Origin of the sequence: Kitasatospora sp. NPDC057936, from assembly GCF_042887525.1 — a bacterium.
Classification (GTDB): domain Bacteria; phylum Actinomycetota; class Actinomycetes; order Streptomycetales; family Streptomycetaceae; genus Kitasatospora.
This window is the reverse complement of record NZ_JBHVPD010000013.1, coordinates 73,364-99,844: the sequence shown is the minus strand read 5'-3', so window position 1 is coordinate 99,844 and position 26,481 is coordinate 73,364. Positions and strand designations below refer to the sequence as shown.

General features: G+C 74.0%; 18 protein-coding genes, 1 other RNA gene and 1 pseudogene. 17 read left to right on the top strand and 3 right to left on the bottom strand.

Annotated features, from left to right (window positions below; genetic code table 11):
• Positions 1 to 557: 557 nt before the first annotated feature.
• A pseudogene (locus ACFVU9_RS10075) lies at positions 558 to 2,684 on the bottom strand (FHA domain-containing protein); the annotation flags it as partial.
• 382 nt (positions 2,685 to 3,066) lie between these two features.
• Here ACFVU9_RS10075 and ACFVU9_RS10070 point away from each other — a divergent pair.
• The 3 genes from ACFVU9_RS10070 (at position 3,067) to prfB (ending at position 7,618) form a co-directional block, all read left to right on the top strand.
• Positions 3,067 to 4,956: a protein kinase gene (locus tag ACFVU9_RS10070; protein WP_387591814.1), complete on the top strand. Its 1,890-nt coding sequence runs from the start codon at positions 3,067 to 3,069 to the stop codon at positions 4,954 to 4,956.
• A 217-nt stretch (positions 4,957 to 5,173) separates the two neighbouring features.
• A complete protein-coding gene (locus tag ACFVU9_RS10065) occupies positions 5,174 to 6,433 on the top strand; it encodes a serine/threonine-protein kinase (protein WP_380435425.1) in 1,260 nt (419 codons plus the stop codon).
• Positions 6,434 to 6,502: 69 nt separating this feature from the next.
• Complete coding sequence (prfB, locus tag ACFVU9_RS10060) at positions 6,503 to 7,618, top strand: peptide chain release factor 2 (RefSeq protein ID WP_380435424.1); 1,116 nt, start codon at positions 6,503 to 6,505, stop codon at positions 7,616 to 7,618.
• 158 nt (positions 7,619 to 7,776) lie between these two features.
• On the opposite strand, the gene ACFVU9_RS10055 is transcribed toward prfB, so the two are convergent.
• On the bottom strand, positions 7,777 to 7,971 hold the full coding sequence (locus tag ACFVU9_RS10055; protein WP_359960365.1) for a hypothetical protein: 195 nt from the start codon (positions 7,969 to 7,971) through the stop codon (positions 7,777 to 7,779).
• A gap of 350 nt (positions 7,972 to 8,321) precedes the next feature.
• Here ACFVU9_RS10055 and ftsE point away from each other — a divergent pair, with 350 nt between their 5' ends.
• From ftsE to ACFVU9_RS10015, 8 genes are all read left to right on the top strand, one after another.
• A complete protein-coding gene (gene ftsE, locus ACFVU9_RS10050; protein WP_063349173.1) occupies positions 8,322 to 9,011 on the top strand; it encodes a cell division ATP-binding protein FtsE in 690 nt (229 codons plus the stop codon).
• Positions 9,012 to 9,088: 77 nt separating this feature from the next.
• Positions 9,089 to 10,000, top strand: coding sequence for a permease-like cell division protein FtsX (gene ftsX / locus ACFVU9_RS10045; RefSeq protein WP_329929190.1), 912 nt, complete (start codon positions 9,089 to 9,091; stop codon positions 9,998 to 10,000).
• Positions 10,001 to 10,113: 113 nt separating this feature from the next.
• Positions 10,114 to 11,259 carry a S41 family peptidase gene (locus ACFVU9_RS10040; RefSeq protein ID WP_387591809.1) on the top strand — a complete coding sequence of 382 codons (1,146 nt, stop codon included), beginning with the start codon at positions 10,114 to 10,116 and terminating at the stop codon, positions 11,257 to 11,259.
• A 43-nt stretch (positions 11,260 to 11,302) separates the two neighbouring features.
• Positions 11,303 to 11,779 carry an SsrA-binding protein SmpB gene (smpB, locus tag ACFVU9_RS10035; protein ID WP_380435422.1) on the top strand — a complete coding sequence of 159 codons (477 nt, stop codon included), beginning with the start codon at positions 11,303 to 11,305 and terminating at the stop codon, positions 11,777 to 11,779.
• A gap of 86 nt (positions 11,780 to 11,865) precedes the next feature.
• Positions 11,866 to 12,247, top strand: a transfer-messenger RNA (tmRNA) gene (gene ssrA / locus ACFVU9_RS10030).
• A 129-nt stretch (positions 12,248 to 12,376) separates the two neighbouring features.
• The gene (locus tag ACFVU9_RS10025) at positions 12,377 to 14,680 is read left to right on the top strand and encodes a HelD family protein (RefSeq protein ID WP_380491202.1); all 2,304 of its coding nucleotides are present in this window, start codon (positions 12,377 to 12,379) and stop codon (positions 14,678 to 14,680) included.
• A gap of 391 nt (positions 14,681 to 15,071) precedes the next feature.
• Complete coding sequence (locus tag ACFVU9_RS10020) at positions 15,072 to 16,544, top strand: NAD-dependent malic enzyme (protein ID WP_329929185.1); 1,473 nt, start codon at positions 15,072 to 15,074, stop codon at positions 16,542 to 16,544.
• 509 nt (positions 16,545 to 17,053) lie between these two features.
• Positions 17,054 to 17,338 (top strand): HU family DNA-binding protein, encoded by a 285-nt coding sequence (locus ACFVU9_RS10015; protein WP_030242980.1) that lies wholly within the window; start codon positions 17,054 to 17,056, stop codon positions 17,336 to 17,338.
• A 75-nt stretch (positions 17,339 to 17,413) separates the two neighbouring features.
• On the opposite strand, the gene murA is transcribed toward ACFVU9_RS10015, so the two are convergent.
• Positions 17,414 to 18,754, bottom strand: a complete 1,341-nt coding sequence (gene murA, locus ACFVU9_RS10010) for a UDP-N-acetylglucosamine 1-carboxyvinyltransferase (RefSeq protein WP_380435420.1) — start codon at positions 18,752 to 18,754, stop codon at positions 17,414 to 17,416.
• A gap of 289 nt (positions 18,755 to 19,043) precedes the next feature.
• On the opposite strand from murA, the gene ACFVU9_RS10005 reads away from it, so the two are divergent.
• From ACFVU9_RS10005 to ACFVU9_RS09980, 6 genes are all read left to right on the top strand, one after another.
• Positions 19,044 to 19,637 (top strand): YqgE/AlgH family protein, encoded by a 594-nt coding sequence (locus ACFVU9_RS10005; protein WP_380491206.1) that lies wholly within the window; start codon positions 19,044 to 19,046, stop codon positions 19,635 to 19,637.
• A gap of 62 nt (positions 19,638 to 19,699) precedes the next feature.
• Positions 19,700 to 19,975 (top strand): DUF3039 domain-containing protein, encoded by a 276-nt coding sequence (locus ACFVU9_RS10000; RefSeq protein WP_329929182.1) that lies wholly within the window; start codon positions 19,700 to 19,702, stop codon positions 19,973 to 19,975.
• 93 nt (positions 19,976 to 20,068) lie between these two features.
• Positions 20,069 to 21,679 carry a beta-N-acetylhexosaminidase gene (locus tag ACFVU9_RS09995; protein WP_387591802.1) on the top strand — a complete coding sequence of 537 codons (1,611 nt, stop codon included), beginning with the start codon at positions 20,069 to 20,071 and terminating at the stop codon, positions 21,677 to 21,679.
• Positions 21,680 to 22,043: 364 nt separating this feature from the next.
• Positions 22,044 to 22,910 (top strand): FAD binding domain-containing protein, encoded by an 867-nt coding sequence (locus ACFVU9_RS09990; protein ID WP_359960722.1) that lies wholly within the window; start codon positions 22,044 to 22,046, stop codon positions 22,908 to 22,910.
• Positions 22,907 to 24,142: a 2Fe-2S iron-sulfur cluster-binding protein gene (locus tag ACFVU9_RS09985; RefSeq protein WP_387591799.1), complete on the top strand. Its 1,236-nt coding sequence runs from the start codon at positions 22,907 to 22,909 to the stop codon at positions 24,140 to 24,142. Before ACFVU9_RS09990 ends, ACFVU9_RS09985 begins: the two co-directional genes overlap by 4 nt.
• A complete protein-coding gene (locus ACFVU9_RS09980) occupies positions 24,139 to 26,466 on the top strand; it encodes a xanthine dehydrogenase family protein molybdopterin-binding subunit (RefSeq protein WP_380491213.1) in 2,328 nt (775 codons plus the stop codon). Before ACFVU9_RS09985 ends, ACFVU9_RS09980 begins: the two co-directional genes overlap by 4 nt.
• Positions 26,467 to 26,481 lie beyond the last annotated feature (15 nt).

Genomic DNA, 26,481 nt, shown 5'->3' with positions numbered 1-26,481 from the left:
AGCCGCAGGTAGCCGCGGCCCGGGGTGTCCTCGGGGAGGGCGGCGGCGTCGCCCAGGTGGATCAGCAGGTCGGAGTCGGCCGGGTCCTCGGTGCGCAGGGCGATCCGGAGCAGGGCGGCCTCGTCCACCTCGGTGCCGGCGCTCTCCTCGGGCCGGCCGGTGGTGACCGCGAGGTGGACGCCGAGCGGGCCGCCGCGGCGGGCGACGGCGGCGAGCGCGCGGGCCAGCGGGCGGCCGGCCGGGGAGGTGGGGGAGAGCAGCGCGTCGTAGTCGTCGACCACGACGACCAGCCGGGCGGGGACCGGGGAGCCCGGGGCGGCGGGCCGGGGGCCGTCGGCGCCGCGCGGCCCGATGATCCGGGGCGCGGGGGTCGCGGCGGCTCCGACGGCGGCGGGCACCGGTACCTGCGGGGCGTCCGCACCTGTGCCGAGGCCCTGCCGACCGGCCGGTCCCTGTCGGCCGTCGAGGCTGTGCTGACCGGCAAGGCTGTGCTGGCCGTCCAGGCTGTGCTGGCCGTCAAGAATGCGGGCGGCGTGCCAGGAGGCGAAGTCGAGGCCGTCGAACAGCCGCTCCCGCAGCGCGAGTTCGTCCTCCAGCGCCTCCGCGGCGAGCAGCGCCTGGCGCGGGTCGGAGGCGGCGTTGACCCGCCCGGTGACGTGCGGGAGCTCGGTGCAGCCGTCCAGCCCGTCCTCGGTGGCCCGGCCCTCGACGATGGTGACGGCCAGCCGCTCGGGCCGCTCGGAGACGGCGAGCGAGGCGACGAGCGTGCGCAGCAGCTCCGTCTTGCCGGAGCCGCGCGCGCCGCCGATCAGCAGGTGCGGGCCGCCCGGGTCGGGGGAGGGGAGGGCCAGTTCGGGATCGGCGAGGTCGAGCGTGCAGAGCTCGTCGCGGGTGGTGCCGAGCAGCGCGGTGGCGGCGCCGATGCCGCCGGCGTGGGCGTCCCAGCGGGCGGAGAGCTTGGCGGGGGTGACGGTGTCGAGCTGCAGCAGGTCGAGCAGCCGCAGGGCGTCCGGCAGGGGGCCGCGGGCGGCCGGGGCGGCCTCGCGCAGCGGGGCGAGCACCCGGGCCAGCCGCTCGGCCCAGGCGTCGGAGACGGCGTCCAGCGAGACCTCGTGCAGGGTCTCGCGGCCGCGGGCGACCGGGCGGTCGAGCGAGAGGTGGGTGCCGACCTCGCCGGTGATCAGGGCGGTGGCGCCGACGCCGCGGGGGAGCAGTTCGGGCTGCTCGGCGAGGCAGATCGGGAAGATGCCGACCGCCGGGCCCTGGCGCAGCAGCAGGTCCAGCGCCTGCCGGGCGGTCTCGGTGGCCGGGCGGCCGTCGACCACGACGACGGTGGCGGGGTGGCCGCCGAGGCCGACCGGGCCGCTGAGCCGGGCGGTGAGCTCGGTGAGCCGGGCGGTGGCCTGCTCGTCGTCGAGGCCGAGCAGCAGGCGGCAGTCCTGGCCCTCGACGGGGCGCAGGTGGGGCAGCCAGAGGGCCCAGGCCCAGGTGTCGACGCGCTCCTGCGGGGTGCGGGCGTGGTCGGAGTCGACGACGACGAGGCTCAGGCCGCTCGGCGGGTGCAGGGCGGCGAGCTGGGCGACGACGGCGCGGGTGAGCGCGTCCAGCCGCTCGCGCGGGCCGCTGAGGCCGAGGCTGCCGGCGGTCTGCAGGTCGAGGGTGACCGGGACGGCGGGCAGTGTCGTGCCGGGGGTGGTGCCGGGGCCGCCGGGGCGGTCGGCGGTGCCCAGGCGCAGGGTGAGCGCGTCGGGGTGGCCGGGGCCGCGCTCCCAGAGCCGGGGGCCGGGGCCGACGGCGTTGAGCAGGAGGGTGGCGAGGTCGGGCCAGCGTTCGCGCTGGGCGGCGGCCTGGCGGATCCGGACGGCGGCGTGGTGGCGCTCGGCGCTCTCCTGTCCGGGCGGTTCGGCGGTGCGGCCGAGCCGCAGCGAGAGCAGTCCGCGGCCGCGGCCCGCGGCGGGCTCGGGGGCGGCGGGCGGTTCGGCGACGGGCGGCGCGGGCCGGACGGGGCCGGGGGCGGCGAGCTGGAGGTGGCCGTGGCCGTCCGGGACGGCGGCGCGGGCGGGCTCGCCGGGTTCGGGGGCCGCGAGCTGGAGGGTGGACTCGCCGATCCGCAGCAGGGCTCCGGGGTCGAGCGGGACGGCCTCCTCCAGCGGGCCGGGCGGGACGATCCGGCCGTCCAGGGTGGTGCCGTTGGTGGAGCCGAGGTCGCGGACGGTGACCCGGCCGTCCTCGGCGAGGTGCAGGGACAGGTGCAGCCGGGAGACGTCCGGGTCGTCGAGCGGGACGTCGGCCTCGCCGGAGCGGCCGACCCGGATCTCCCGGCCGTGCAGGCGGTGCACGCCGCCGGCGTCGGGGCCGCCGACCACGCGCAGTTCGGCGGCGGCCGTCGCGTCGTCGGGGTCGTCGGCGGTCGGGTCCGGCTCGTTGAGGCTGAGGACGGCGCCGTCGAGGAGCGGAGGATGGCCGAGCAGGGTGTGTTCGTCCACCCGGTGCGCCCCGGCGTAGAGGTGCACGTGGGTGGCGGCCCGGGGCCCGCGCACGCCCACGGCGCCCGCGAGCGCGCCCGCGAGGGCGCCGAGCGCGGTGCCCACGGGCGCGGTGACCAGTACGTCCACGTAGGGGATGGCGGTGCCGGCGGCGGTCGGGCCGCTGCGCGGTCGGAGGACGGTCAGCCGGATCTGCATCTCGCCCGCGGGTCCCTTCTGCTGATGTGAAGCCTGGTACCGCTGCCTCGCGGCTCGGGCGGCCGCTGGGCCACAAAGGTGGCGAGTGTCCATCCTGCCATCCGTCACGGACGGTCCGCGCACGGTACCGGATTTGACGATCTTGCGATGATCGCCATGTTGGAGGTGGCGGAGGGTCAGGTCAACCGGTGCTCCGGCGGTGCCCGTGACCCTTCCCTAGGGGATGTCCCCCAACCCGTCCCCGAGACCGGTCGGACGGCCTGCCGGTCGCCTCCGAAACCCGAACGGTCACCGTTAGAGTGGCCGCAGACAGGGGCCCGGCAGGCTCACCGCACCGGCGGAGGAGCGCCCCGCGCGGGCGGCACGGCGAGGAGTGCGACAGGTGCGGCCAGTCGGCAGCAAGTATGTGCTTGAGGAGACCCTCGGACGGGGGGCCACCGGCACCGTCTGGCGCGGGCGGGTGCGCCCGGACGCCGACGTGCCCGGCGGCGAGCTCGGGCAGGCCGTGGCGATCAAGGTGCTGCGCGAGGAACTGGCCGCGGACCCGGACGTCGTGATGCGCTTCCTGCGCGAGCGCTCCCTGCTGCTGCGGCTCACCCACCCCAACATCGTCCGGGTGTGCGACCTGGTCGTCGAGGGCGAGCTGCTGGCCCTCGTGATGGACCTCGTCGAGGGCCCCGACCTGGCCCGCTACCTGCGCTCCAACGGCCCGTTCAGCCCGATCGCCGGCGCCCTGCTGATGGCCCAGGTCGCGGACGCGCTCGCGGCCAGCCACGCCGACGGCATCGTCCACCGCGACCTCAAGCCGGCGAACGTCCTGCTCGCCTCCGTCCTGGTGGACGGCACCGAGCAGATGCACCCGATGCTGACCGACTTCGGCATCGCCCGCCTCGCCGACTCCCCGGGCATCACCCGCACCCACGAGTTCGTCGGCACGCCCGCCTACGTCGCCCCGGAGTCCGCCGAGGGCCGCGCCCAGACCTCCGCCGTGGACGTCTACGGCGCCGGGATCATGCTGTACGAGCTGGTCACCGGCCGCCAGCCGTTCCAGGGCGACGGCGCGCTCGCGGTCCTCCAGGCGCACCTCGCCCAGGAGCCGCAGCGGCCCAGCACGATGCCCGAGCCGCTGTGGACGGTGATCGAGCGCTGCCTGCGCAAGGACCCGGCGCAGCGGCCGTCCGCGACCTCGCTGGCGCGGGCGCTGCGCGTGGTGGCGGCGGGCGTCGGCGTGCACGCCTCCCCGGCGGCCGTGGACGCGGCGATCGCGGTCGGCGCGCTGCTGCAGCCGGACCCGCAGCCCGCCTCGGTGCCGGGCACGGCCACGGGCGCGCCGTTCGCGCCCGCGAGCGAGGACCGCACCCAGGTGCTGCCCGCCGGCGGCCCCGGCGCCCCGCAGTTCGACCCGGCCGCGGCGACCCGGGTGATGGGCACCCAGCCGCCGCCCGCGCCCCCGTACGGCAGTGCGGACCGCACGCAGGTGATGCCGCCCACCGCGGTGCCGCCGCCCCCGCCGGGCCCGCCGCAGGAGGAGGCGCCGCACCCGTGGCAGACGCAGCTGCGCGCCGCGCGGGACCGCAACCAGCAGACGCAGGTCGGCTACTTCGGCCCGGAGGACTTCGAGGAGCCGCAGGTCGCCCCGCAGCCCTACCAGGCGGGCCAGGGGGGTCAGGGCGGATACCCGGGCCAGGGCGGTCACCCCGGGGCGTACCAGCCCCAGCAGCCCGGCGGCCCCCGGCCCGACCAGCGCCGCCAGGGCCCGCCGCCGCCCGGGTACGCCCAGCGCCCGCCGGTCGCCCCGCCGCCCTACCGGGCGAACCAGGCGAACCAGGGGGGACAGGCGGGCCAGGGCGGCCGTCCGCAGCCGCCCGGCGGCTACCGGCAGGCCCCGGAGGGCTACGGCCGGTCGCAGGCCGGCTACCCGCCGCCGCCGCCCCCGCCCGCCCCGGTGCGCCGGGCCGAGCCGCCCGCGCCGCAGCGCCGGGAGCCCCCGCAACGCCGCGAGGAGCCGCCGGCCCGCCGGGAGGCGCCGCCGGCGCCGTCGCGCCGCGAGCCGGCCCCGCCGCGCGAGCGGCGCCCGCGCAGCCGCAACCGGATGTACATCCCGGGGCTCGGCTGCCTCAAGGGCTGCCTGATGGTGCTGCTGGTGCTGGCGGTCGCCGCCGTGGCGCTGTGGAACTTCACGCCGCTGCCGCACTACTGGGACAACGTCCAGGGCTGGTACCACACGGCCTACGACTGGGTGACCAACGTCTTCGACAGCGCGAAGAACTGACGCCCCGCCGGGTCCGGCCGCCCCCCCCGGCGGCCGCCCGGACGGCGGGATTGACGCTTTGTCGACAATTTCGAAGATTTCTCGCCCGCGAGTGCCGCCCCGGGGCCCTCAGGCGGCCCGCGAGGGGGGTCGGGGCGCGTAGGTTGGTCGGTGTTGTCCCGCCCCACCGAGCGCACCGGACCTTCCGGCGCGCTCCCGCGCCGCCCACGGAGCAGCATTGGCACGCAAGATCGGCAGCCGGTACACCGTCCACCAGGTGATCGGCCGGGGTTCGGCCGGGACGGTCTGGCTCGGCGAGGGGCCGGACGGCCCGGTGGCGGTCAAGCTGCTGCGCGAGGACCTGGCCGCCGACCAGGTGCTGGTCGGCCGCTTCGTGCAGGAGCGCGCCGCGCTGACCAGCCTCGACCACCCCCGGGTGGTCGGCGTGCGCGACATGGTCGTGGACGGCAGCGACCTCGCCCTCGTCATGGAGCTCGTCCAGGGCACCGACCTGCGCTCCCGGCTCGAACGCGACGGTGCCCTGCCCCCGCAGACCGCCGCCTCGGTCATCGCCGACGTCGCCGACGGCCTGGCCGCCGCGCACGCGGCCGGCATCGTCCACCGCGACGTCAAACCCGAGAACGTCCTGCTCGACCTCGCCGCCGCCCCCGGCCCCGGCGGAGCCCCCCGGGCCAAGCTCACCGACTTCGGCGTGGCCCGGCTGGTGGACGCCCCGCGCCGCACGCGGGCCACCCGGATCATCGGCACCCCCGACTACCTCGCCCCCGAGATCATCGAGGGCCTGGAGCCGCGCGCCGCCGTCGACATCTACGCCCTCGCCACCGTGCTCTACGAGCTGCTGGCCGGCTTCACCCCCTTCGGCGGCGGCCACACCGGCGCCGTGCTGCGCCGCCACGTCACCGAGCAGGTGCCGCCGATCCCCGGCCTGCCGGACGGGCTGTGGCGGATCATCTCCGAGTGCCTGGCCAAGGCCCCCGCCTCCCGGTTGCGCGCCGCCGAGCTGGCCGCCAGGCTGCGCGAGCAGCTGCCCGCGCTGGCGGGCCTGCCGGTGCTCGCCGTCCCCTCGCAGGGCCGCGCCCCGGCGGAGGAGGCGATCACCCCCGGCGAGGCCGTCTACGCCGAGGTGGACGCCGCCCCCGGCGCCCACAAGCGCCGCCGCGGCCCGGCCGTCCCGCTGGTGCCCGGCGTCGCCCCGGACTCCACCCGGGACACCCACACCAGCCTGCGCCGTCCGTCCGCGGACGAGCTGGCCGCCTACGCCGCCGAGTCCCGCGCCCAGCGCACCGCCCCCGGCGCGGGCCACCGCCGCGACCGCCAGGCCCTGCTGCGCCGCCGCCGGTTGCTCGCCGTCGTGCTGGCCACCGTCCTGCTGCTGGCGGGCGCCGCCGCGGCCTGGACGGCCTTCGCGGCCACCGCCCCGGACCGCGGCCACCCGGCCCGTCCGGCCGTCCACAGCACCGCCCCGCGGGCCCCCTAGAACCGCTCCAGGGCGGCCGGGGGACCCCGGTGTCGTCATGACCACCCCCGGAACCATTACGCTGGGGGCGTGGCAGCCGTCGATCCTTCCGAAGAGCTCAAGAACCTCGAATCGACCATGGGGTCGATCGAGGCCGTCCTCGACCTGGACAAGATCCGGGCCGACATCGCGGTCCTGGAGGAGGAGGCAGCCGCCCCCACCCTGTGGGACGACGTCGCGAACGCGCAGAAGGTGACCAGCCGGCTCTCCTTCCTCCAGGGCGAGCTGCGCCGGGTCGAGGGCCTGCGCAGCCGCATCGACGACCTGGGCGTGCTGTTCGAGCTGGCCGAGGCCGAGGACGACGCGGACACCCGCACCGAGGCCGAGACCGAGCTCAAGTCGCTCCAGAAGGCTGTCGAGGAGCTGGAGGTCCGCACCCTCCTGTCCGGCGAGTACGACGCCCGTGAGGCGCTGATCAACATCCGCGCCGAGGCCGGTGGCGTCGACGCCGCCGACTTCGCCGAGCAGCTCATGCGCATGTACCTGCGCTGGGCCGAGCGGCACGGGTACCCGACCGAGGTGTACGACACCTCGTACGCCGAAGAGGCCGGGATCAAGTCCGCGACCTTCACCGTGAAGGCGCCGTACGCCTACGGCACGCTCTCGGTCGAGCAGGGCACGCACCGCCTGGTCCGCATCTCGCCGTTCGACAACCAGGGCCGTCGCCAGACCTCCTTCGCCGGCGTCGAGGTGCTCCCGGTCGTCGAGCAGTCCGACCACGTCGACATCGACGAGTCCGAGCTGCGCATCGACGTCTACCGCGCCTCCGGCCCCGGCGGCCAGGGCGTCAACACCACCGACTCGGCGGTGCGCATCACGCACATCCCGACCGGTGTCGTGGTCTCCTGCCAGAACGAGCGCTCGCAGATCCAGAACAAGGCCTCCGCGATGAACGTCCTCCAGGCGAAGCTGCTGGAGCGGCGCCGCCAGGAGGAGCGCGCGGCGATGGACGCCCTCAAGGACAGCGGCAGCTCCTGGGGCAACCAGATGCGCTCCTACGTCCTGCACCCGTACCAGATGGTCAAGGACGTCCGGACGGCGTTCGAGGCCGGCAACCCGCAGGCCGTCCTGGACGGCGACATCGACGGCTTCATCGAGGCCGGGATCCGCTGGCGCAAGCAGCGCGAGACCGCGAACGAGGCGTAAGGAGCTCGGCCTCGATGAAAATCAAGCACAGCATCGAGGCCGGTATCCGCCGGCGCAAGCAGCGCGAGACCAGCGCCGAGTAATCGGGCGACGACGCAGGAGGGCCCCCGACCGGGATCGGTCGGGGGCCCTTCGCGTTCGGTACGTCCCGTCGTGCCTCAGGCCAGCGCCTGCCGGGCGATCAGCGCCACCGCGAGCAGTCCGGCCAGCAGGGCCAGCAGCACCGCGGGGGAGAGCGCGGCGAACGGACCCTGCTGCTCCTGCAGCCGGGCCCGGTTGGCGCGGCAGACCGGGCAACGGCCCTCGCTCACGCGTCCGTTGCAGTTGGCGCACACCAGATGGTCGCAGGTCATGCGATCTCCTCCTCGCTGCTAGAACCAACGCACCGGACGGGGCTTTGGTTCCTTCGCGTGCCCTGTGCGGGGGAGCGGCCGGGCACGGTCGCTCACTCCACTCTGCCAGGTTCCGACCGTTCCGGCTCCCGGGCTGTGAGATGCCTCGCAATTTTCGGGGCATAAGGGGACATTGTCCCCCAGTCTCCGGTAACCGTCCGCTCCGGGCCCTGCGGGCCGACGGTGGATTCGCGTATGGTCCCAAGCCGGGAGCGGCCCTTTCCGTTCCCTTCGCCCGCCCCCGGACCGGGCCCACAGGGGTGGACCGACCGAGGACTGGCGCCGCCTAGGATGGCCTCCGTGATGCAGCCGTGATCAGATTCGACAACGTCTCCAAGACCTATCCCAAGCAGAACCGTCCCGCCCTGGACAACGTCTCGCTGGAGATCGAGAAGGGTGAGTTCGTCTTCCTGGTCGGCTCGTCCGGCTCGGGGAAGTCCACCTTCCTGCGCCTGTGCCTGCGCGAGGAACGCCCCTCCACGGGTGAGGTGCACGTCCTCGGCAAGGACCTGGGCAAGCTGTCCAACTGGAAGGTGCCGCACATGCGCCGCCAGCTGGGCACCGTCTTCCAGGACTTCCGCCTGCTGCCCAACAAGACCGTCGCGCAGAACGTCGCCTTCGCCCTCGAAGTGATCGGCAAGCCCAAGAGCGCCATCAACAAGGTGGTGCCCGAGGTGCTGGAGCTGGTCGGCCTCGGCGGCAAGGAGGACCGCATGCCCGGCGAGCTCTCCGGCGGTGAGCAGCAGCGCGTCGCGATCGCCCGCGCGTTCGTGAACCGGCCGATGCTGCTGATCGCGGACGAGCCCACCGGCAACCTCGACCCGCAGAACTCGGTCGGCATCATGAAGCTGCTCGACCGCATCAACCGCACCGGCACCACGGTGCTGATGGCGACCCACGACCAGGCCATCGTCGACCAGATGCGCAAGCGCGTCATCGAGCTCGACAAGGGCCTGCTGGTCCGCGACCAGGCCCGCGGCGTCTACGGATACCAGCACTGACCCACCCCCGCTGAACCGTAGGGCCGCCGGCCCGAGCCGTCCGACCCAGCAGTACCGACCCTGGAGTTGTTACACGCATGCGCGCCCAGTTCGTCCTGTCGGAGATCGGTGTGGGTCTCCGCCGCAACCTGACCATGACCATCGCGGTCGTCGTCAGCGTCGCGCTCTCCCTCGCCCTCGCCGGTTCCTCGCTCCTGGTCCGCGACCAGGTGAACTCCATGAAGGGGTACTGGTACGACAAGGTCGAGGTGAGCATCTACTTCTGCACCAAGTCCGACGCCCGGAACTCCCCGCAGTGCGGGCAGGGCGCGGCCACCGACCAGCAGGTGCAGGACGTCAAGGCCCAGCTGGACAAGATGGACTCGGTGGTCCAGTCGTCGACCTTCGAGAGCTCCGCCGAGGCGTACAAGCACTGGAAGGAGATGAACCCGGACAACCCGCTCATCTCCGTCCTCGGCCCGGACGCCATGCCGCAGTCCTGGCGGGTGAAGCTCAACGACCCGACGAAGTACGACGTCATCCAGAGCGCCTTCGCCGGGAAGCCCGGCGTCAAGTCGGTGGAGGACCAGCGGAAGATCCTGGAGAACCTCTTCGGCCTGCTGAACGGTCTGCAGACGGCGGCCTTCGTCATCATGGTGCTGATGCTGTTCGTCGCGCTGCTGCTGATCGTCAACACCGTCCGGGTGTCGGCGTACAGCAGGCGGCGTGAGACCGGCATCATGCGCCTGGTCGGCGCCTCCAACTTCTACGTCCAGATGCCGTTCATCGCCGAGGCCGCGTTCTCCGCGCTGCTCGGGGCCGTGATGGCCTCCGGACTGCTGCTCGGCGGGCACTTCTTCGTCCAGAACTGGCTGGCCGACCGGGTGCAGTTCATCCACTTCATCGGGCTGAGCTCGGTGCTGGCGGTGATCCCGCTGCTGGTCGTGGTGGGCATGGCGATGGCCGGTGTCGCGGCGTTCTTCACGCTGCGCAAGTACCTCAAGGTCTGATCCTCCGGGCCCCGGGCGGCCCCGGACGGCACTGCGCCGTCCGGGGCCGCCGTCGTTCCGCGCTCGGCCGTTCCGGCCCGCGGCGCCGCGCGCGGTGTCTACACTCCGATGCCATGCTGGAAACTCCGCGCAGGGCACGTCAGGTGGCCACCCTCAGCCTGGTGTTCGGCGCCGTGCTGCTGGCCGGGGCCGCCACCGGCGCCTGGGGGGACCCGAGCGAAGCGCCGCGCCGCCCGTCCGCGGACGCCGTCCGGCCCGCGTCCGTCGTCCCCGGTGTCACCGCGGACCCGGCCGGCACCGCACTCTCGGAGCAGCAGGCCGAGCACCTGCTCGGCGCCAGCGGCGACCGCTGGGGGGCGTACTACAGCGCGCAGGAGTACGCGGAGTTCAGCCAGGGCCTGGACGGCCGCTACCTCGGGGTGGGCCTGTCGGTGGGCCGTGGCGAGGACGGCGTCACCGAGGTGTCCCAGGTCGCCCCGGGCGGTCCGGCCGCCGCGGCCGGGATCGCCCCCGGGGACCGGCTGCTCAGGATCGACGCCGACCAGGCCGACCGGCTGCCGGTCACCGAGGTCGTCGCCCGGCTGCGCGGCCGCGACGGCGAGCGCAGGGCCGGCTCCGAGGTCACCGTCGACGTCCGGCGCGGCGACGGCGAGGTGCGCGAACTGCGCTTGCGCCGGGCCCTGCTGGACAGCCAGCAGGTCACCGCGGAGCACCTGGACAAGGGCGTGCTGCGGATCGTCGTGCGGGCCTTCACCACCGGCGTGGCCGACCAGGTGCGCGCCGCGCTGCGCGCCCCGCACGGCGGCGTGGTGCTCGATCTGCGCGGAAACTCCGGCGGGTTGGTCGACGAGGCCGTCGCCACCGCCGGGGCCTTCCTGGACGGCGGCGCGGTCGGCTCGTACCAGGAGCGCGGCGACACCAGGGAGTTGACCGCCCCGGCCGGCGGTGACCAGCGCACCCCGCTCGTGGTGCTCGTGGACGGCGGCACGATGAGCGCCGCCGAACTGCTCGCCGGCGCGCTCCAGGACCGCAGCCGCGCGGTCGTGGTGGGCTCGCGGACCTTCGGCAAGGGCACCGTCCAGCAGCCGAGCCGGCTCGCCGACGGCGCCGTGCTGGAGATGACCGTCGGCCGCTACCACACCCCGGCCGGCCGCTCCCTCGACGGCACCGGCCTCACCCCCGACGTCCCCGCGTCCGGCTCCGAGGACGCCGACGCCCTGGCCCTGCGCGTCCTGGCCGGGCTCGGCACCCGGGCCTAAAGGGGCTGCCCCGCCGGGCCCGAAGTGCGAGAATGACGGCGCTATGGCAAAGGAAACCGGACACAAGCTGATCGCGCAGAACAAGAAGGCGCGACACGAGTACTCGATCCTCGACACCTACGAGTGCGGCCTCGTGCTCACCGGGACCGAGGTGAAGTCACTGCGCGAGGGGAGGGCCAACCTGGTCGACGGCTACGCCTACATCCAGAACCACGAGGCCTGGATCGACAACGTCTTCATCCCCGAGTACACCCAGGGGACGTGGACCAACCACGCCGCGCGCCGCAAGCGCAAGCTGCTGCTGCACAGGATGGAGATCCACAAGATCGAGACCAAGGTGCGCGACGCGGGCCACACCCTCATCCCGCTCTCGCTGTACTTCAAGGACGGCCGGGTGAAGCTCGAACTGGCGCTCGCGGTCGGCAAGAAGCTGTACGACAAGCGCCAGACGCTGCGCGAGAAGCAGGACACCCGCGAGACGGCACGCGCCGTGGCGGCCGCCCGACGGCGCCAGGGTTAATCCGCTGGACCCTCGCCCGTCGCCTCGCGTACTATGGCGCCAGCAACACGGACGGTCACAGTCCGAGCTGTTTCTCAAAAAAACATGGGGATGATCGGTTTCGACAGGGGATGTTGAAACAGGGGAAGCGAGCCGAGGAACGCGGCAATGATCTCGTTAACCACGTGTCGCAAAAAAATAATCGCCAACTCTAAGCGCGATTCCCAGCAGTTCGCTCTCGCTGCCTAATAAGCACCGATAGCGCTTGGGTGTCAGACCGGGGAGTTCCCGACCCGGACCCTGGCATAATCTAGGGAACTCAACCGTCCGCCCGGGCTGCGAGGGTGGATGGGAAATCAAACAGCAGCTGGGCCTGTTGGCGGCTCGTCCGTGTGACCGCCAGGGCCGAGAAAAGCACAGCGGACTGCGCTCGGAGAAGCCCTGAATTAACTCCACTGGACCCGGGTTCGATTCCCGGCATCTCCACCACCCCATGTTCACAAGTGAAGGCCGTCCCCCGCAATGCGGGGGACGGCCTTCACGTTTCCCCCGACCGAGGCGTAGGATCATCCGTCCGCTCGTTTTCCGGAGCCGGATTCCGTCGCAACCACCGAGGCCATGCAGAGCAACACGGACACCACCCCCGCCACCGACCACGAGACCGTGCGCGAGCGCGAGATCGCCGGTGAGCAGCAGCACCTCGACACCGTCTACCACCGGCTCGAGGAGAAGCTCGCCGAGGCCGAGTACATCCTGGAGGACGCCGCCAAGCGGGTCCAGGTCGGCACGCCCGGCGCGCTCGCCGAGCGCGACGCCCAGGTCTACCGGGCCGGTGCGCACCTCCAGCGGCTCAACAACGAGTTCGAGGACTTCCTGTTCGGCCGGATCGACCTCCAGCGGGCCGACGCCCCGGAGGAGCACGGCATCCCCTCCGACACGCCGCTCGACCCGGCCGACCCCGCGGTGGCCGAGACCCTGCACATCGGCCGGCTCGGCGTCCTGGACGCCGAGTACGGCCCGCTGGTGATCGACTGGCGGGCGCCCGCCGCCGCGCCGTTCTACCGCGCCACCCCGGTCGAGCCGGGCCGGGTGATCCGCCGCCGGGTGATCCGCTCCAAGGGCCGCAAGGTGATCGGCGTCGAGGACGACCTGCTGCGCCCCGACCTCACCCCCACCCTGGGCGGCGAGGAGCTGGCGGTCGTCGGCGACGGCGCGCTGATGGCCTCGCTCGGCCGCGCCCGCAGCCACTCGATGCGCGACATCGTCTCGTCCATCCAGAAGGAGCAGGACGAGGTCATCCGCGCGGCCGCCGGCGGTGCCACGCTCGTCACCGGCGGCCCGGGCACCGGCAAGACCGCCGTCGCCCTGCACCGCGCCGCGTACCTGCTCTACCAGGACCGCCGCCGCTACGCCGGGGGCATCCTGGTCGTCTCGCCGACCCCGCTGCTGGTCTCCTACACCGAGGGCGTGCTGCCCTCGCTCGGCGAGGAGGGCCAGGTCGCGATCCGCGCGGTCGGCTCGCTGGTGGACGGCATCGAGGCGGGCACCTACGACAGCCCCGAGGCCGCCCGGGTCAAGGGCTCGGGCCGCATGGTGCAGCTGCTGCGCCGGGCCGCCCGCGCGGCGCTGGAGCTGGGCGCGCCGCAGGAGCTCAAGGTGGTCGCCCGCGGCGAGGTGCTGAAGCTCGACGCCGGCCGGCTGAAGGCCGTCCGCGGCAACGTGGTGGGCTCGGGCGGCACGCCGCTGAACCTGCTGCGCCCGCGCGCCCGCCGGCTGCTGCTGGACGCCCTGTGGCAGGAGGCCACCCGGCACCTGCCGAAGCCCACCGACCACTACGCCCGCGAGCAGCGCCAGGAGGAGAAGGAGTCCTTCGACGAGTACGTCTCGGACGAGGCGTCGTTCCTGGACTTCCTGGACGCCTGGTGGCCGGCGCTGTCCCCGCGCAAGGTGCTCGGCACGCTCAAGCACGCGCGCCACACCAACCGGATCGCGCGCCGCGCCGTCACCCCGGACGAGGCGAGGCTGCTGGCGGGCTCCTGGCGGCACCTGTCGGCGGCCGGCGAGGGCGCGCTGTCGGCGCACGACGTCGCGCTGGTGGACGAGCTCCAGGTGCTGCTCGGCGAGCCGGCCCGGCGGAAGGTCCGCGAGGTGGACGCGGTGGACCTGCTGACCGGCCTGGAGGAGGTCACCACCTTCGCCGACCGCAGCGCCCGCCAGCGCGACCGCCAGCCGGTGGAGCGCACGGAGTACGCGCACGTGATCGTGGACGAGGCGCAGGACCTCACCCCGATGCAGTGGCGGTTGATCGGCCGCCGGGCCCGGATGGCGACCTGGACGATCGTCGGGGACCCGGCCCAGTCCTCCTGGCCGTTCCCGCAGGAGGCGCAGGCCGCGCTGGACGAGGTGCTCGCGGGCAAGCAGCGCCGCCGGTTCACGCTGACCGTCAACTACCGCAACCCGGCCGAGATCGCCGAGGTGGCGGCCAAGGTGCTGGCGCTCGCCGCGCCGGGCACGCCGTCGCCGCGCGCGGTGCGCCACGTCGGGGTGGAGCCGCGCTTCGCGGCCGTCACCGACCCGTCGCCGGAGGCCTTCGGCGCGGCGGCCAAGGCCGAGCTGGAGCGCCTGCTGTCCGAGGTGGACGGCACCGTCGCGATCGTGGTGCCGATGGACCGCCGGGCCGAGGCGGCCGGCTGGGCCGAGGGCCTGGGCGAGCGCGTGGTGGCGCTGGGCAGCCTGGAGGCGAAGGGCCTGGAGTACGACGCGACGGTGGTGGCCGACCCGACCGGGATCGCCGGCGAGTCCGAGGCGGGCCTGCGGGTGCTCTACGTGGCGCTCACCCGCGCGACCCAGCGGCTGACCGTGCTGTCCGGTCCGGACGACCTGCCGGACTCGGCCGGCGTGCCCGCGCTGCTGCACGGCTGACGCGCGGCTGACGGCGGGTCCGCGGCCACGAAGAAGGCCCCTCACCGGATGGTGAGGGGCCTTCAGACGTTTACGACACCGACCCGCCATGCTCGCCTCGCGGCAAGTGGTCCCTCTGAGGGACGAAGGTTGGGCCCGGGGGCTTGGATCGAGCCGGTGTCCCGTCCAATGTAACGCATCGGCCCGGAGAGGCAAGAAGTCGCGGGCCCTGTTGTCGCCCGCCCGCCGTCGGCCCGCCGCCCGTCCGGGGGCCCGCTTGTGGGGTCCGCACACTCAATGAACGTTATTTCTGGCTACGCCCTGGTAGGTGCGACGATCGAGGTCTAGCATGCGCAGGTGATGCCTTCAACAAAATGTTGAACCTGCCGATGGACGGAAGAAGGAAGCGTCGATGGCGACGGTGCCAAGTGTCTCCAACTCGATCACGGTGCGGCTCGAAGTCCCGGCCCAGAGCAACGCGGTCAGCGCGATCACCACGGCGGTCGAGTCCTCCGGCGGATCGGTCACCGGCCTCGACGTCACCGCCTCCGGCCTGGAGGCGCTGCGGATCGACGTGACGGTGGCCGCCTCCTCGGTGGCCCACGGCGAGGAGATCGTCGAGAAGCTGCGGGCGATCGACGGCGTGTCGATCGGCAAGGTGTCGGACCGCACGTTCCTGATGCACCTCGGCGGCAAGATCGAGATGTCGTCCAAGCTGCCGATCCGCAACCGTGACGACCTCTCCATGATCTACACCCCGGGCGTGGCCCGCGTGTGCATGGCGATCGCCGAGAACCCCGAGGACGCCCGCCGCCTCACCATCAAGCGCAACAGCGTCGCCGTCGTCACCGACGGCTCGGCGGTGCTGGGCCTGGGCAACATCGGCCCGGCGGCCGCGCTGCCGGTCATGGAGGGCAAGGCGGCCCTGTTCAAGCGCTTCGCCGGCATCGACGCCTGGCCGATCTGCCTGGACACCCAGGACACCGACGAGATCGTGGCCATCGTCAAGGCGATCGCCCCGGGCTTCGCCGGCATCAACCTGGAGGACATCTCCGCGCCGCGCTGCTTCGAGATCGAGGCCCGGCTGCGCGAGGCCCTGGACATCCCGGTCTTCCACGACGACCAGCACGGCACGGCGATCGTGGTGCTCGCCGCCCTCACCAACGCGCTGAAGGTGGTCGGCAAGGACATCGCCGACATCCGCGTGGTGATGTCGGGCGCCGGCGCCGCCGGCACCGCGATCCTCAAGCTGCTGCTGGCCGCCGGCGTCGAGCACGCCACCGTCGCCGACGTGCGCGGCGTGGTCCACCAGGGCCGTGACGACCTCAACGACAGCCTGCGCTGGATCGCCGAGCACACCAACCGCTCGGGCCGCACCGGCAGCCTCAAGGAGGCCGTGGCGGGCGCGGACGTCTTCATCGGCGTGTCGGCCCCGAACGTCCTGGACGGCGACGACCTGGCCACCATGGCCGAGAACGCGATCGTCTTCGCGCTGGCCAACCCGGACCCGGAGGTCGACCCGGCGATCGCCCGTCAGACCGCCGCCGTGGTGGCCACCGGCCGCAGCGACTTCCCGAACCAGATCAACAACGTGCTGGTCTTCCCGGGCGTCTTCCGCGGCCTGCTGGACGCCCAGAGCCGCACCGTGAACACCGAGATGATGATCGCCGCCGCCCGGGCGCTGGCCACCACCGTCGGCGACGACGAGCTGAACGCGAACTACATCATCCCGAGCGTCTTCCACAAGGACGTCGCCAAGACGGTGGCCTCCGCGGTGCGCGAGGCGGCCCTGGCGGGGGCTCAGGGCGAGCCCGTTCCGGCCCGTCCCACCCCGGGCATCGTCGGCACCCTCGACACGGCTTCCTTCCCCACCGTCAAGCTCTGACGGGGGAGCCCGCGGCGGTGCCGCGGATCGGTCAAATGACCGAATAGCGCCCGTACTCGCCCAAGTCCGCCCCGAACCCTTGCGACACAAGGGCGAGGGGCGTGTTTGGGCTTGTCGTGCCTAGGGCGTACGGTAGCCCTGCACGGGGCAGGCGTGTCCGACAAGTACGGAACGTCCCCCTGGTCTTCCGGCGTGTCGTCCCGACCGCCGCCCGCTCCCGGTCCGCCGGAGCCGACGGAGCGTCACACCTCCGACGGGAGGGTGATGTTCGGGTGGCTCGGCCGGGGCCCGATTGGCTTTCTCGGGGCCGGTCGGGGCAGGATTCGTATCCAGGCAGGCGGGCGGGCCTTCGAAGGCTCCGGCGCGCGGCATCGGGTGCGGACCCGGCCTGCGACCACGCATTGCCTGCACGAGCACTGTGTGCGGACCTGCGGCCCATCCGGGTGCCCCCCGGTGGGAGCACCGATGGGCCCCCGCACACCGCAAGCGAACAGACCACAGGAGTACACATGAACCGCAGTGAGCTGGTGGCCGCGCTGTCCGAGCGCGCCGAGGTGACCCGCAAGGACGCCGACGCCGTTCTGGCCGCCTTCGCCGAGATCGTCGGCGAGGTCGTCGCCAAGGGCGACGAGAAGGTCACCATCCCCGGTTTCCTGACCTTCGAGCGCACCCACCGCGCTGCCCGCACCGCGCGCAACCCGCAGACCGGCGAGCCGATCCAGATCGCCGCGGGCTACAGCGCCAAGGTGAGCGCCGGCTCCAAGCTGAAGGAAGCCGCCAAGGGCGCTGCCTGAGCCACCCCTTGAACGCCCGAGAGGCCGGGCTCCCCGCGGGGAGCCCGGCCTCTCGCCGTCGGCGGACGCCGCCGGTCAGGCGTCGACCAGCTGCTCGCTGGGCAGCTCGACGTGGGCGCCGAGGTCGCGCAGCTTGTCCATGAAGTTCTCGTAGCCGCGGTTGATCAGGTCGATGCCGTGGACGGTCGAGGTGCCCTCGGCCGCGAGCGCCGCGATCAGGTACGAGAAGCCGCCGCGCAGGTCCGGGATGACCAGCTCCGCGCCCATGAGCTTGGACGGGCCGGAGACGACCGCGGAGTGCAGGAAGTTGCGGGCGCCGAAGCGGCACGGGGTGGCGCCGAGGCACTCGCGGTAGAGCTGGATGTGGGCGCCCATCTGGTTGAGCGCGCCGGTGAAGCCCAGGCGCGACTCGTACACCGTCTCGTGGACGATGGACAGGCCGGTGGCCTGGGTCAGCGCGACCACCAGGGGCTGCTGCCAGTCGGTCTGGAAGCCCGGGTGGACGTCCGTCTCCAGGGCGATCGCCTTGAGCTCGCCGCCCGGGTGCCAGAAGCGGATGCCCTCGTCGTCCACCTCGAAGGCGCCGCCGACCTTCCGGAAGGTGTTGAGGAAGGTCATCATCTCCAGCTGGCGGGCGCCGCGGACGTAGATGTCGCCCTTCGTGGCGAGCGCCGCGCAGGCCCAGGAGGCGGCCTCCAGGCGGTCCGGCAGGGCGCGGTGGGTGTAGCCGCCCAGCTCGTCCACACCGGTGATCAGGATGGTGCGGTCGGTGCCCAGGGTGATGATCGCGCCCATCTTCTGCAGCACGCAGATCAGGTCGACGATCTCCGGCTCGATGGCCGCGTTGCGCAGCTCGGTGACGCCCTCGGCGAGGACGGCCGTGAGCAGCACCTGCTCGGTCGCGCCGACCGACGGGTAGGGCAGCTCGATCTTGGTGCCGCGCAGCCGCTGTGCGGCGACCAGGTAGGTGCCCTGCGGGTGCTTCTCGATGGTGGCGCCGAACTGGCGCAGCACCTCGAAGTGGAAGTCGACCGGGCGGCCGCCGATGTCGCAGCCGCCGAGGCCGGGGATGAAGGCGTGGCCGAGGCGGTGCAGCAGCGGGCCGCAGAACAGGATCGGGATCCGTGAGGAGCCGGCGTGCGCGTCGATGTCGGCGACGTTCGCGCTCTCGACGTGCGACGGGTCGAGGATCAGCTCGCCGTCCTCGTCACCGGTGCGCACGGTCACGCCGTGCAGCTGGAGCAGGCCGCGGACCACCTTGACGTCGCGGATGTCCGGGACGTTGCGCAGTCTGCTGGGGCCCTGGCCGAGGAGGGCGGCGACCATGGCCTTGGGGACCAGGTTCTTCGCACCGCGGACGCGGATCTCGCCTTCGAGCGGGTTTCCGCCGTGGACCAGCAGGACGTCGTCGGTCATCGTTCTCGCAATCCGGGGTGCCAGAGAAATGGGGAAGGGCTCCTGCGAGCCGGTGGTGGAACGTTCGTACGGGCGCGTTCGGGCCCCCGGCGAAACCGAGTCGGCACCGTGTAAAGGCGTCCACCATCCGTAGATGGTAGTGGGCGTCCCGATGGTTCCCGTGAGCCTCTCCCGTGATGGTGCTCTCTTCCGGGGTTCCGGCGCCCGCCGATGCGCCCGTACGGGTGTTCGTCCGGCGTGGCGGGGTTTCGTGTGTTGCGGTGTCCGCGCCCGCCCGTTCTGCGGGATCATGTGTGGCATGACGGCGGCCCATTCGCACGGAGGCCGGTCCCACACCGGCCGTCTGCTCGTCGCGACGCCCGTGCTCACCGATCCGAACTTCGCCCGGGCGGTGGTGCTCCTCCTCGACCACGACGCCGAGGGGGCGCTCGGCGTCGTGCTCAACCGGCCGACGCCCGTCGAGGTGGGCAGCGTGCTGGACGGCTGGGGAAGGCTGGTCGGGCAGCCGGCCGTGGTGTTCCAGGGCGGGCCGGTGGCGCTGGACTCGGCGCTCGGGCTGGCGGTGGCCCCGGGGGAGCCGGGCACCGGCGAGCCGCTCGGCTGGCGGCGGGTGCACGGCGCGATCGGGCTGGTGGACCTGGAGGCGCCGCCCGAGGTGCTGGCCGGCGAACTGGGCGCGCTGCGGATCTTCGCCGGGTACGCGGGCTGGTCGCCCGGCCAGCTGGAGGCGGAGATCGAGAGCGGCGCGTGGTACCTGGTGGACTGCGAGCCGGGGGACATCTCCAGCCCCGAGCCGGAGCGGCTGTGGCGCTCGGTGCTGCGCCGCCAGCGCGGCCCGCTGGCACTGCTGGCGACCTACCCGGACGACCCGACGCTGAACTGACGGCGGGGGCCGTCGGTGCGACACTGGCCCGGTTTCCCGGGGCGCCCATAGACTTGGCACCTATGAGCACTCTTGAGCCCGAGCGCGGCCTCGGCACCGGCACCCTGGTCGAGCCCGTCCCGCAGGTGTCCAACGGGGACGGCGACCACGAGCGCTTCGCGCACTACGTCCAGAAGGACAAGATCATGGAGAGCGCGCTCTCCGGGTCCCCCGTGGTGGCGCTCTGCGGCAAGGTGTGGGTGCCCGGCCGCGACCCGAAGAAGTACCCGGTCTGCCCGATGTGCAAGGAGATCTACGACGGCATCGGCAAGCCGCAGGGCGGGGACGACGACAAGTAGTCCCGCGGGGCCGCCGCACCGCGCCGTTTTGCATCGTGCGGCGTTTGCGCAGTGGTCTATGCCAATCGTTCCGGGCGCGGGCAGGATGTCGGAATGGACCTCATTCCCGCACCTTCGAGTGCCGTCCGCCGCCCGGGCGAGGACTTCCCCCTCGACGACGCCACGACGCTGACCGCCCCGCCGGCGCTGGCCGGTGCCGCGCACTGGCTGCGCGCGGCGCTGTTCGCCGCAACCGGGCTGCCGTTCGCCCCGGGTGCTCCCGGGGCGGGCGTCGAGCTGGTCCACGACGCCGCCCTGGCCGCCGAGGCGTACCGGATCTCGGTCCGCCCGGGCCACGCGGTGATCACCGCGGGCGGTCCGGCCGGCGCGCTGTGGGGCGCGCAGACGCTCCGCCGGCTGCTCGGCCCGGACGCCTTCCGCCGGGCCCCGCTGCGCCGCACCGGCTGGGTGCTGCCCGGCGCCGACATCGAGGACGCCCCGCGCTTCGGCTGGCGCGGCGCGCTGCTGGACGTCGCCCGGCACTTCCTGCCCAAGGCGGACGTGCTGCGCTTCGTCGACCTGCTGGCCGTCCACAAGCTCAACGTCCTGCACCTGCACCTGACCGACGACCAGGGCTGGCGGGTGGAGATCAAGCGGTACCCGGAGCTGACCGCGCGCGGTGCGTGGCGGGAGCGCTCGATGGTCGGCTACCGCAGCGCCGGGCGTCGCGACGACCGGCCGCACGGCGGCTTCTACACCCAGGACGACCTGCGCGAGATCGTCGCGTACGCGGCGGAGCGCGGGGTCACCGTCGTGCCGGAGATCGACCTGCCGGGCCACACCCAGGCCGCCGTGGCCGCCTACCCCGAGCTCGGCAACACCGACGTCGTGGACACCTCGGCGCTCGGCGTGTGGACGGACTGGGGCGTGAGCCACAACGTGCTCAACGCCTCCGAGGCGACGCTGCGCTTCTTCGAGGGCGTGCTGGAGGAGGTGCTGGAGCTCTTCCCGTCCGAATTCGTCCACCTCGGCGGCGACGAGTGCCCGAAGGAGCAGTGGAAGGACAGCGCCGCCGCCCGGACGCGCATCCGCGAGCTCGGCCTCGCCAACGAGGACGAGCTGCAGAGCTGGATCATCCGGCACTTCGACCGCTGGCTGGCCGAGCGCGGGCGGCGGCTGATCGGCTGGGACGAGATCCTGGAGGGCGGCCTCGCGCCGGGCGCCGCCGTCTCGTCGTGGCGCGGCTTCGGCGGCGGGATCGCGGCCGCGCGCGCCGGCCACGACGTCGTGATGTGCCCCGAGCAGCACGTCTACCTGGACCACCGGCAGGCGGACGGCCCCGACGAGCCGATCCCGGTCGGGTTCGTCCGGACGCTGGAGGACGTGTACCGCTTCGAGCCGGTGCCCAGGGAGCTGGACGAGGCCGCCGCCCGGCGCGTGATCGGCACCCAGGCCAACCTGTGGAGCGAGTTCACGGACACCGCCAGGGACGTCGACTACCGGGCCTTCCCGCGGCTCGCCGCCTTCGCCGAGGTGGCCTGGTCCGCCCTGCCCGCCGAGCCGGCCGAGCGCGACTACCCGGCCTTCGCGCGCCGGCTGGCGGCACACCTGGAGGTCCTGGACGCGCTCGGCGTCGAGTACCGCCCGGCCGACGGCCCGCACCCGTGGCAGCGCCGCCCCGGAGTGGTCGGCCGTCCGATCGAGGGGCCGCCGCCCGTCCGATAGGCGTTCGGGCCGGGCGGCCGGAATGCCGGGCAGCGGGAATGCCGGGCCGCGGGAATGCGGGGGAGGCGGAACACGGGGAACTTCCGGATGGTCATCCGACGTCAAGAACAGATGAACATCTGTTCCGGTCCGGCCCGGGCCGGGGCAGATAACGCCCGGTATCCGCCCCAAACGGGCAGTCCCGTTCACCGGCCCCGAAGTGATCATCGAGCATTGTGTGCCAGAGTTGCCCAACCCGGCCCGATCGCCCGTACCCTACGGGCCAGGCCGGACTGCTGACGCGGACACCACGGCCGAAGGCCGCGGGCGGCAGGCGATCGATGAGCAAGTGGAGCACGGTGGGACCCAGGTGAACCGGACGATCATGCTGCCGGCCTCGCTCGACGAGGCCGTCGACGCGCTGGCCGCCGCCCCGGCCGCGGTGCCCGTGGCCGGCGCCACCGACCTGATGGAGGCCGTCAACGCCGGCCGGCTGCGCCCCGCCGCCCTCGTCGGCCTCGGCCGGATCACCGAACTGCGCGGCTGGCGCTACGAGGACGGCGGCACCGCCGTGCTCGGCGCCGGCCTCACCCACGCCCGGATGGACCGCCCGGACTTCGCCGCGCTGATCCCCGCCCTCGCCGACGCCGCCCGCACCGCCGGACCCCCGCAGGTCCGCAACGTCGGCACCCTCGGCGGCAACATCGTCACCGCCGCCCCGGCCGGCGACACCCTCCCGGTGCTCGCCGCCCTGGAGGCCACCGTCACCCTCGCCCGGGCCGGTGGCACCCGGGAGGTACCGGTCAGTCACCTCCTCACCGGCCTCGACCCGGTGCGCCCCGGCGAACTGCTCACCTGGGTGCGCGTCCCGCTGTTGCACGCGCCCCAGGTCTTCCTCAAGGCGACCGGCCGCAGCGGCCCGGCCCGCGCCACCGCCTCCGTCGCCCTCGTCCTCGACCCCGCCCGGCGCTCCGTGCGCTGCGCCGTCGGCGCCGTCGCGCCGGTGCCGCTGCGGCCGCTGGAGGCCGAGGCCTGGGTGGCCGGCTGCATCGACTGGGACGGCAGCCGGGAGATCGACCCCGCCGCGACCGCCGCCTTCGGCGAGTACGTCGCCGCAGCCTGCGTCCCCGACGGCTACGGCGCCGAGGGTGCCTGGGAGGCCGTGACCGAGGGGCCGAGCGCGGCCGCCGTTCGGCTACGGCGTACCGTGTCGGTGCTGGCCCGACGGGCACTGGGAAGGGCGCTGAAGTGAGCACAGACCCCATCGACACCCTCGACGCCGACCCGCTCGGCTTCTCCCCGCAGGTCAGCCGTGAGCTGCGCCCCTGCGCCTCCTACACCCTGCGGGTGAACGGTTTCGAACGGCCCGTCACCGACGCCTGGATCGGCGAGAGCCTGCTCTACGTGCTGCGCGAGCGGCTCGGCCTGGCCGGTGCCAAGGACGGCTGCGAGCAGGGCGAGTGCGGCGCGTGCTCGGTGCAGGTGGACGGCCAGCTGGTGGCCGGCTGCCTGGTGCCGGCCGCGCTGGCCGCGGACAGCGAGATCAACACCGTCGAGGGCCTGTCGGCGGGCGGCGGCGCGAGCGACGTGCAGCAGGCGCTCGCCGAGTCCGGCGCGGTCCAGTGCGGCTACTGCGCGCCCGGCATGGCGATGGCCGTGCACGACCTGCTCCAGCGCAACCACCGGCCCACCGAGGTCGAGGCCCGGCAGGCGCTGTGCGGCAACCTCTGCCGCTGCACCGGCTACCGCGGGGTGCTGGCCGCCGTCCAGAGCGTCGCCGACGCGCGCGCCCTGGAGGCCGAGGAGGCGGAGGAGGCCGCGCTCGCCGAGGAGGCCTCCGCCGCTGCCGCGCCCGCCGCCGAAGGGGCCGCCGGGCAGCCGGCCGCCGAGGCGCCCGCGGAGGAGCCCGCCGCCGAACCCCCCGTCTACACCGACGCCGACGCCTGGATCGAGCACGTCCCGCAGCCGCCCGCCGAGGAGCCGGCCGCCGCGGTCCCCGGCCAGGGCCTGCCGTACGGCGCCGACGGCCTGGGCGGCTACGACGGCCAGCACGGCTACGACGGCCAGGGCGGCTACGACACCGGGGTGTACGACACCGGTTCGTACGAGATCCCGGCCGTCCCGCCGCAGCCGACCGACGACCAGGTCTACTACCAGCCGCAGGGCTACCCCGAGCAGCCGTACCAGGCCACCCCCGCGCACGGCACCTACCTGCCCGGCGCCGGCTACCCCGAGGGCTACCCCCAGCAGCCCGGCTACGACGGCGGCTACGACGCCCCCGTCTACGAGCCCACCCCCGCCCACGGCACCCCGGTGCCCGGTCCCGGCTTCGACGGCACGCCCGGTCCCGGCTTCGACGGCGCGCCGTACGTCCCCACGCCCCCGCACGGCGTCCCGGCCGAGGGCGGCGCCCCGGCCGGCGTCCCGTACGGCGCCACCCCCGCCCACGGCATCCGGCTCCCCGAGGACGACCACGCATCATGACGTCGCCTACCGACATCGGCGCAGCAACCCAGCAGGACGGCGACGGGGCCGGCGCGCCGGAGCCGTTCGGGCTCGGCAGCTCGCCGCTGCGCAGCGACGCCCTGCCCAAGGCGCTCGGCATCTACCCGTACGCCGCCGACCTGTGGGCCGAGGGGCTGCTGTGGGGCGCGCTGCTGCGCTCGCCGCACCCGCACGCCCGGATCAAGGCCATCGACACCTCGGCCGCGCTCGCCCTGCCCGGCGTGCACGCCGTCGTCACCGCCGCCGACCTGCCGCCCGGTCCGGACGGCCTGCCCGACGGCGCCCCGGCCGGGCCGATCGTCGCCGACCGGCCGGTGCTGGCCTCGGGCGTGGTGCGCCACCACGGCGAGCCGGTGGCCGCGGTGGCCGCCGACCACCCCGACACCGCGCGGCTGGCGGTCGGTCTGATCGTCGTCGAGTACGAGCCGCTGGAGGCCGTCACCGACCCCGAGCAGGCCTTCACCGCCCCGCCGCTGCACCCGGACGGCAACCTGTTCCGCCACCTGCCGCTGCGCAGCGGGGACCCGGACGCGGTCGGCGAGATCGTCGTCGAGGGCCTGTACCAGGTCGGCCGGCAGGACCCGGCCCCGCTCGGCGCCGAGGCCGGCCTCGCCGTGCCGCGCCCGGACGGCGGCGTCGAACTGCACCTGTCCTCCACCGACCCGCACGGGGACCGCGACCGCACCGCCGCGTGCCTCGGCCTGGAGCCGGACCGGGTGCGACTGGTCGTCACCGGCGTGCCCGGAGCGACCTCGGACCGCGAGGACCTCTCCTTCCAGGTCACCCTCGCGCTGCTGGCGCTGCGCACCGGCCGGCCGGTGAAGATGACGCTCACCCGCGAGGAGTCCTTCCACACCCACACCTCGCGCCACCCCGCGCTCCTGCGCTACCGCCACCACGCGGACGCCGAGGGCCGGCTGGTGAAGGTCGAGGCGCAGATCCTGCTGGACGGCGGCGCCTACGCGGACGTCTCCGCCGAGGCGCTGGCCGCCGCGACGGCGTTCTCGGTCGGCCCGTACGTCTGCCCGAACGTCTTCGTGGACGCGTGGGCGGTGCGCACCAACAACCCGCCGGCCGGGCGGATGCGCGGCGAGGGCGCGCTGCAGTCCTGCTTCGCCTACGAGTCGCAGCTGGACCAGCTGGCCGCCCGGGTGGGCGTGGACTCGGTGGAGATCCGCCGCCGCAACGCGATGGCCACCGGCGACCCGATGCCCACCGGACAGGCCGTCACGTGCCCGGCGCCGGTGACCGCGCTGCTGGAGGCCGTCGCCGCCGAACCGCTGCCGGCACTGCCGGTGGACGACCCGGACGCCGAGTGGCTGCTGCCGGGCGGGCCCGGCGGCGCCGGCGACCCGGCCGCCGTGCGGCGCGGGATCGGCTACGCCGTCGGCATGGTGCACATGCTCGGCGCCGAGGGCGAGGACGAGGTGTCCACCGCCACCGTGCGGGTCAGCGGCGACCACGCGACCGTGATCTGCGCGGCCGTCGACTCCGGCCAGGGCTTCGCGACGCTGGCCCGGCAGATCGTGCAGACCGTGCTGGGGGTCGGCGAGGTCTACATCGCGCCGGCCGACAGCGACCAGTCGATCGCCGGGCCCTCCGCCCGCGGGCGGCACACCTGGGTGTCCGGCGGCGCGGTCGAGCGGGCCGCGCTGATGGTCCGCCACCAGCTGCTCCAGCCGATCGCCGCCAACTTCGGGATGTCGGTGGAGCTGCTCCAGATCGCCGACGGCAAGATCACCTCGTACGACGGGGTGCTCGGCATGCCGGTCGCCGAGGCGCTCGAGGGCAAGGAGCTGTGGGCCACCGCGCAGTGCCGCCCGCACCCGACCGAGCCGCTGGACGAGGCCGGGCAGGGCGACGCGTTCGTCTCCATCGCCTTCTGCGCGATGCGCGCGGTCGTGGACGTGGACATCGAGCTGGGCGCCGTCCGGGTGGTCGAGATGACCGTCGCGCAGGACGTCGGCCGGGCGCTCAACCCGCGGCAGATCGAGGACCGGATCGAGGCGGGCGTGGCCCAGGGCGTCGGCCTGGCGCTGCTGGAGGAGCTGCGCACCGAGGGCGGCGTGCTGCAGAACCCGTCGCTCACCGGCTACCGGCTGCCGACCGCGCTGGACACCCCCGAGGTGCGGATCGCGGCCCTGCTGGAGGAGCGGGACGTGGTCGCGACCTTCGGCGCCAAGGCCGTCAGTGCCGTGCCCGCGGTGGTCGCCCCGGCGGCCGTCGCCGCCGCCGTCCGGGCCGCGACCGGTCTGCCGGTGGGGCGCCTGCCGATCCGGCCGGAGGACGCCGTCGCGGTGTGAGAGAAATGCGGAACG

Excerpts from the sequence above, each read along its gene's own strand:
- ACFVU9_RS10055 (WP_359960365.1), bottom strand. The coding sequence starts at position 7,971 with ATGACCTGCGACCATCTGGTGTGCGCCAACTGCAACGGACGCGTGAGC.
- ftsX (WP_329929190.1), top strand. The coding sequence starts at position 9,089 with ATGCGCGCCCAGTTCGTCCTGTCGGAGATCGGTGTGGGTCTCCGCCGC.
- ACFVU9_RS10040 (WP_387591809.1), top strand. The coding sequence starts at position 10,114 with ATGCTGGAAACTCCGCGCAGGGCACGTCAGGTGGCCACCCTCAGCCTG.
- smpB (WP_380435422.1), top strand. The coding sequence starts at position 11,303 with ATGGCAAAGGAAACCGGACACAAGCTGATCGCGCAGAACAAGAAGGCG.
- ACFVU9_RS10025 (WP_380491202.1), top strand. The coding sequence starts at position 12,377 with ATGCAGAGCAACACGGACACCACCCCCGCCACCGACCACGAGACCGTG.
- ACFVU9_RS10020 (WP_329929185.1), top strand. The coding sequence starts at position 15,072 with ATGGCGACGGTGCCAAGTGTCTCCAACTCGATCACGGTGCGGCTCGAA.
- ACFVU9_RS10015 (WP_030242980.1), top strand. The coding sequence starts at position 17,054 with ATGAACCGCAGTGAGCTGGTGGCCGCGCTGTCCGAGCGCGCCGAGGTG.
- murA (WP_380435420.1), bottom strand. The coding sequence starts at position 18,754 with ATGACCGACGACGTCCTGCTGGTCCACGGCGGAAACCCGCTCGAAGGC.
- ACFVU9_RS10005 (WP_380491206.1), top strand. The coding sequence starts at position 19,044 with ATGTGTGGCATGACGGCGGCCCATTCGCACGGAGGCCGGTCCCACACC.
- ACFVU9_RS10000 (WP_329929182.1), top strand. The coding sequence starts at position 19,700 with ATGAGCACTCTTGAGCCCGAGCGCGGCCTCGGCACCGGCACCCTGGTC.
- ACFVU9_RS09995 (WP_387591802.1), top strand. The coding sequence starts at position 20,069 with ATGGACCTCATTCCCGCACCTTCGAGTGCCGTCCGCCGCCCGGGCGAG.
- ACFVU9_RS09990 (WP_359960722.1), top strand. The coding sequence starts at position 22,044 with ATGCTGCCGGCCTCGCTCGACGAGGCCGTCGACGCGCTGGCCGCCGCC.
- ACFVU9_RS09980 (WP_380491213.1), top strand. The coding sequence starts at position 24,139 with ATGACGTCGCCTACCGACATCGGCGCAGCAACCCAGCAGGACGGCGAC.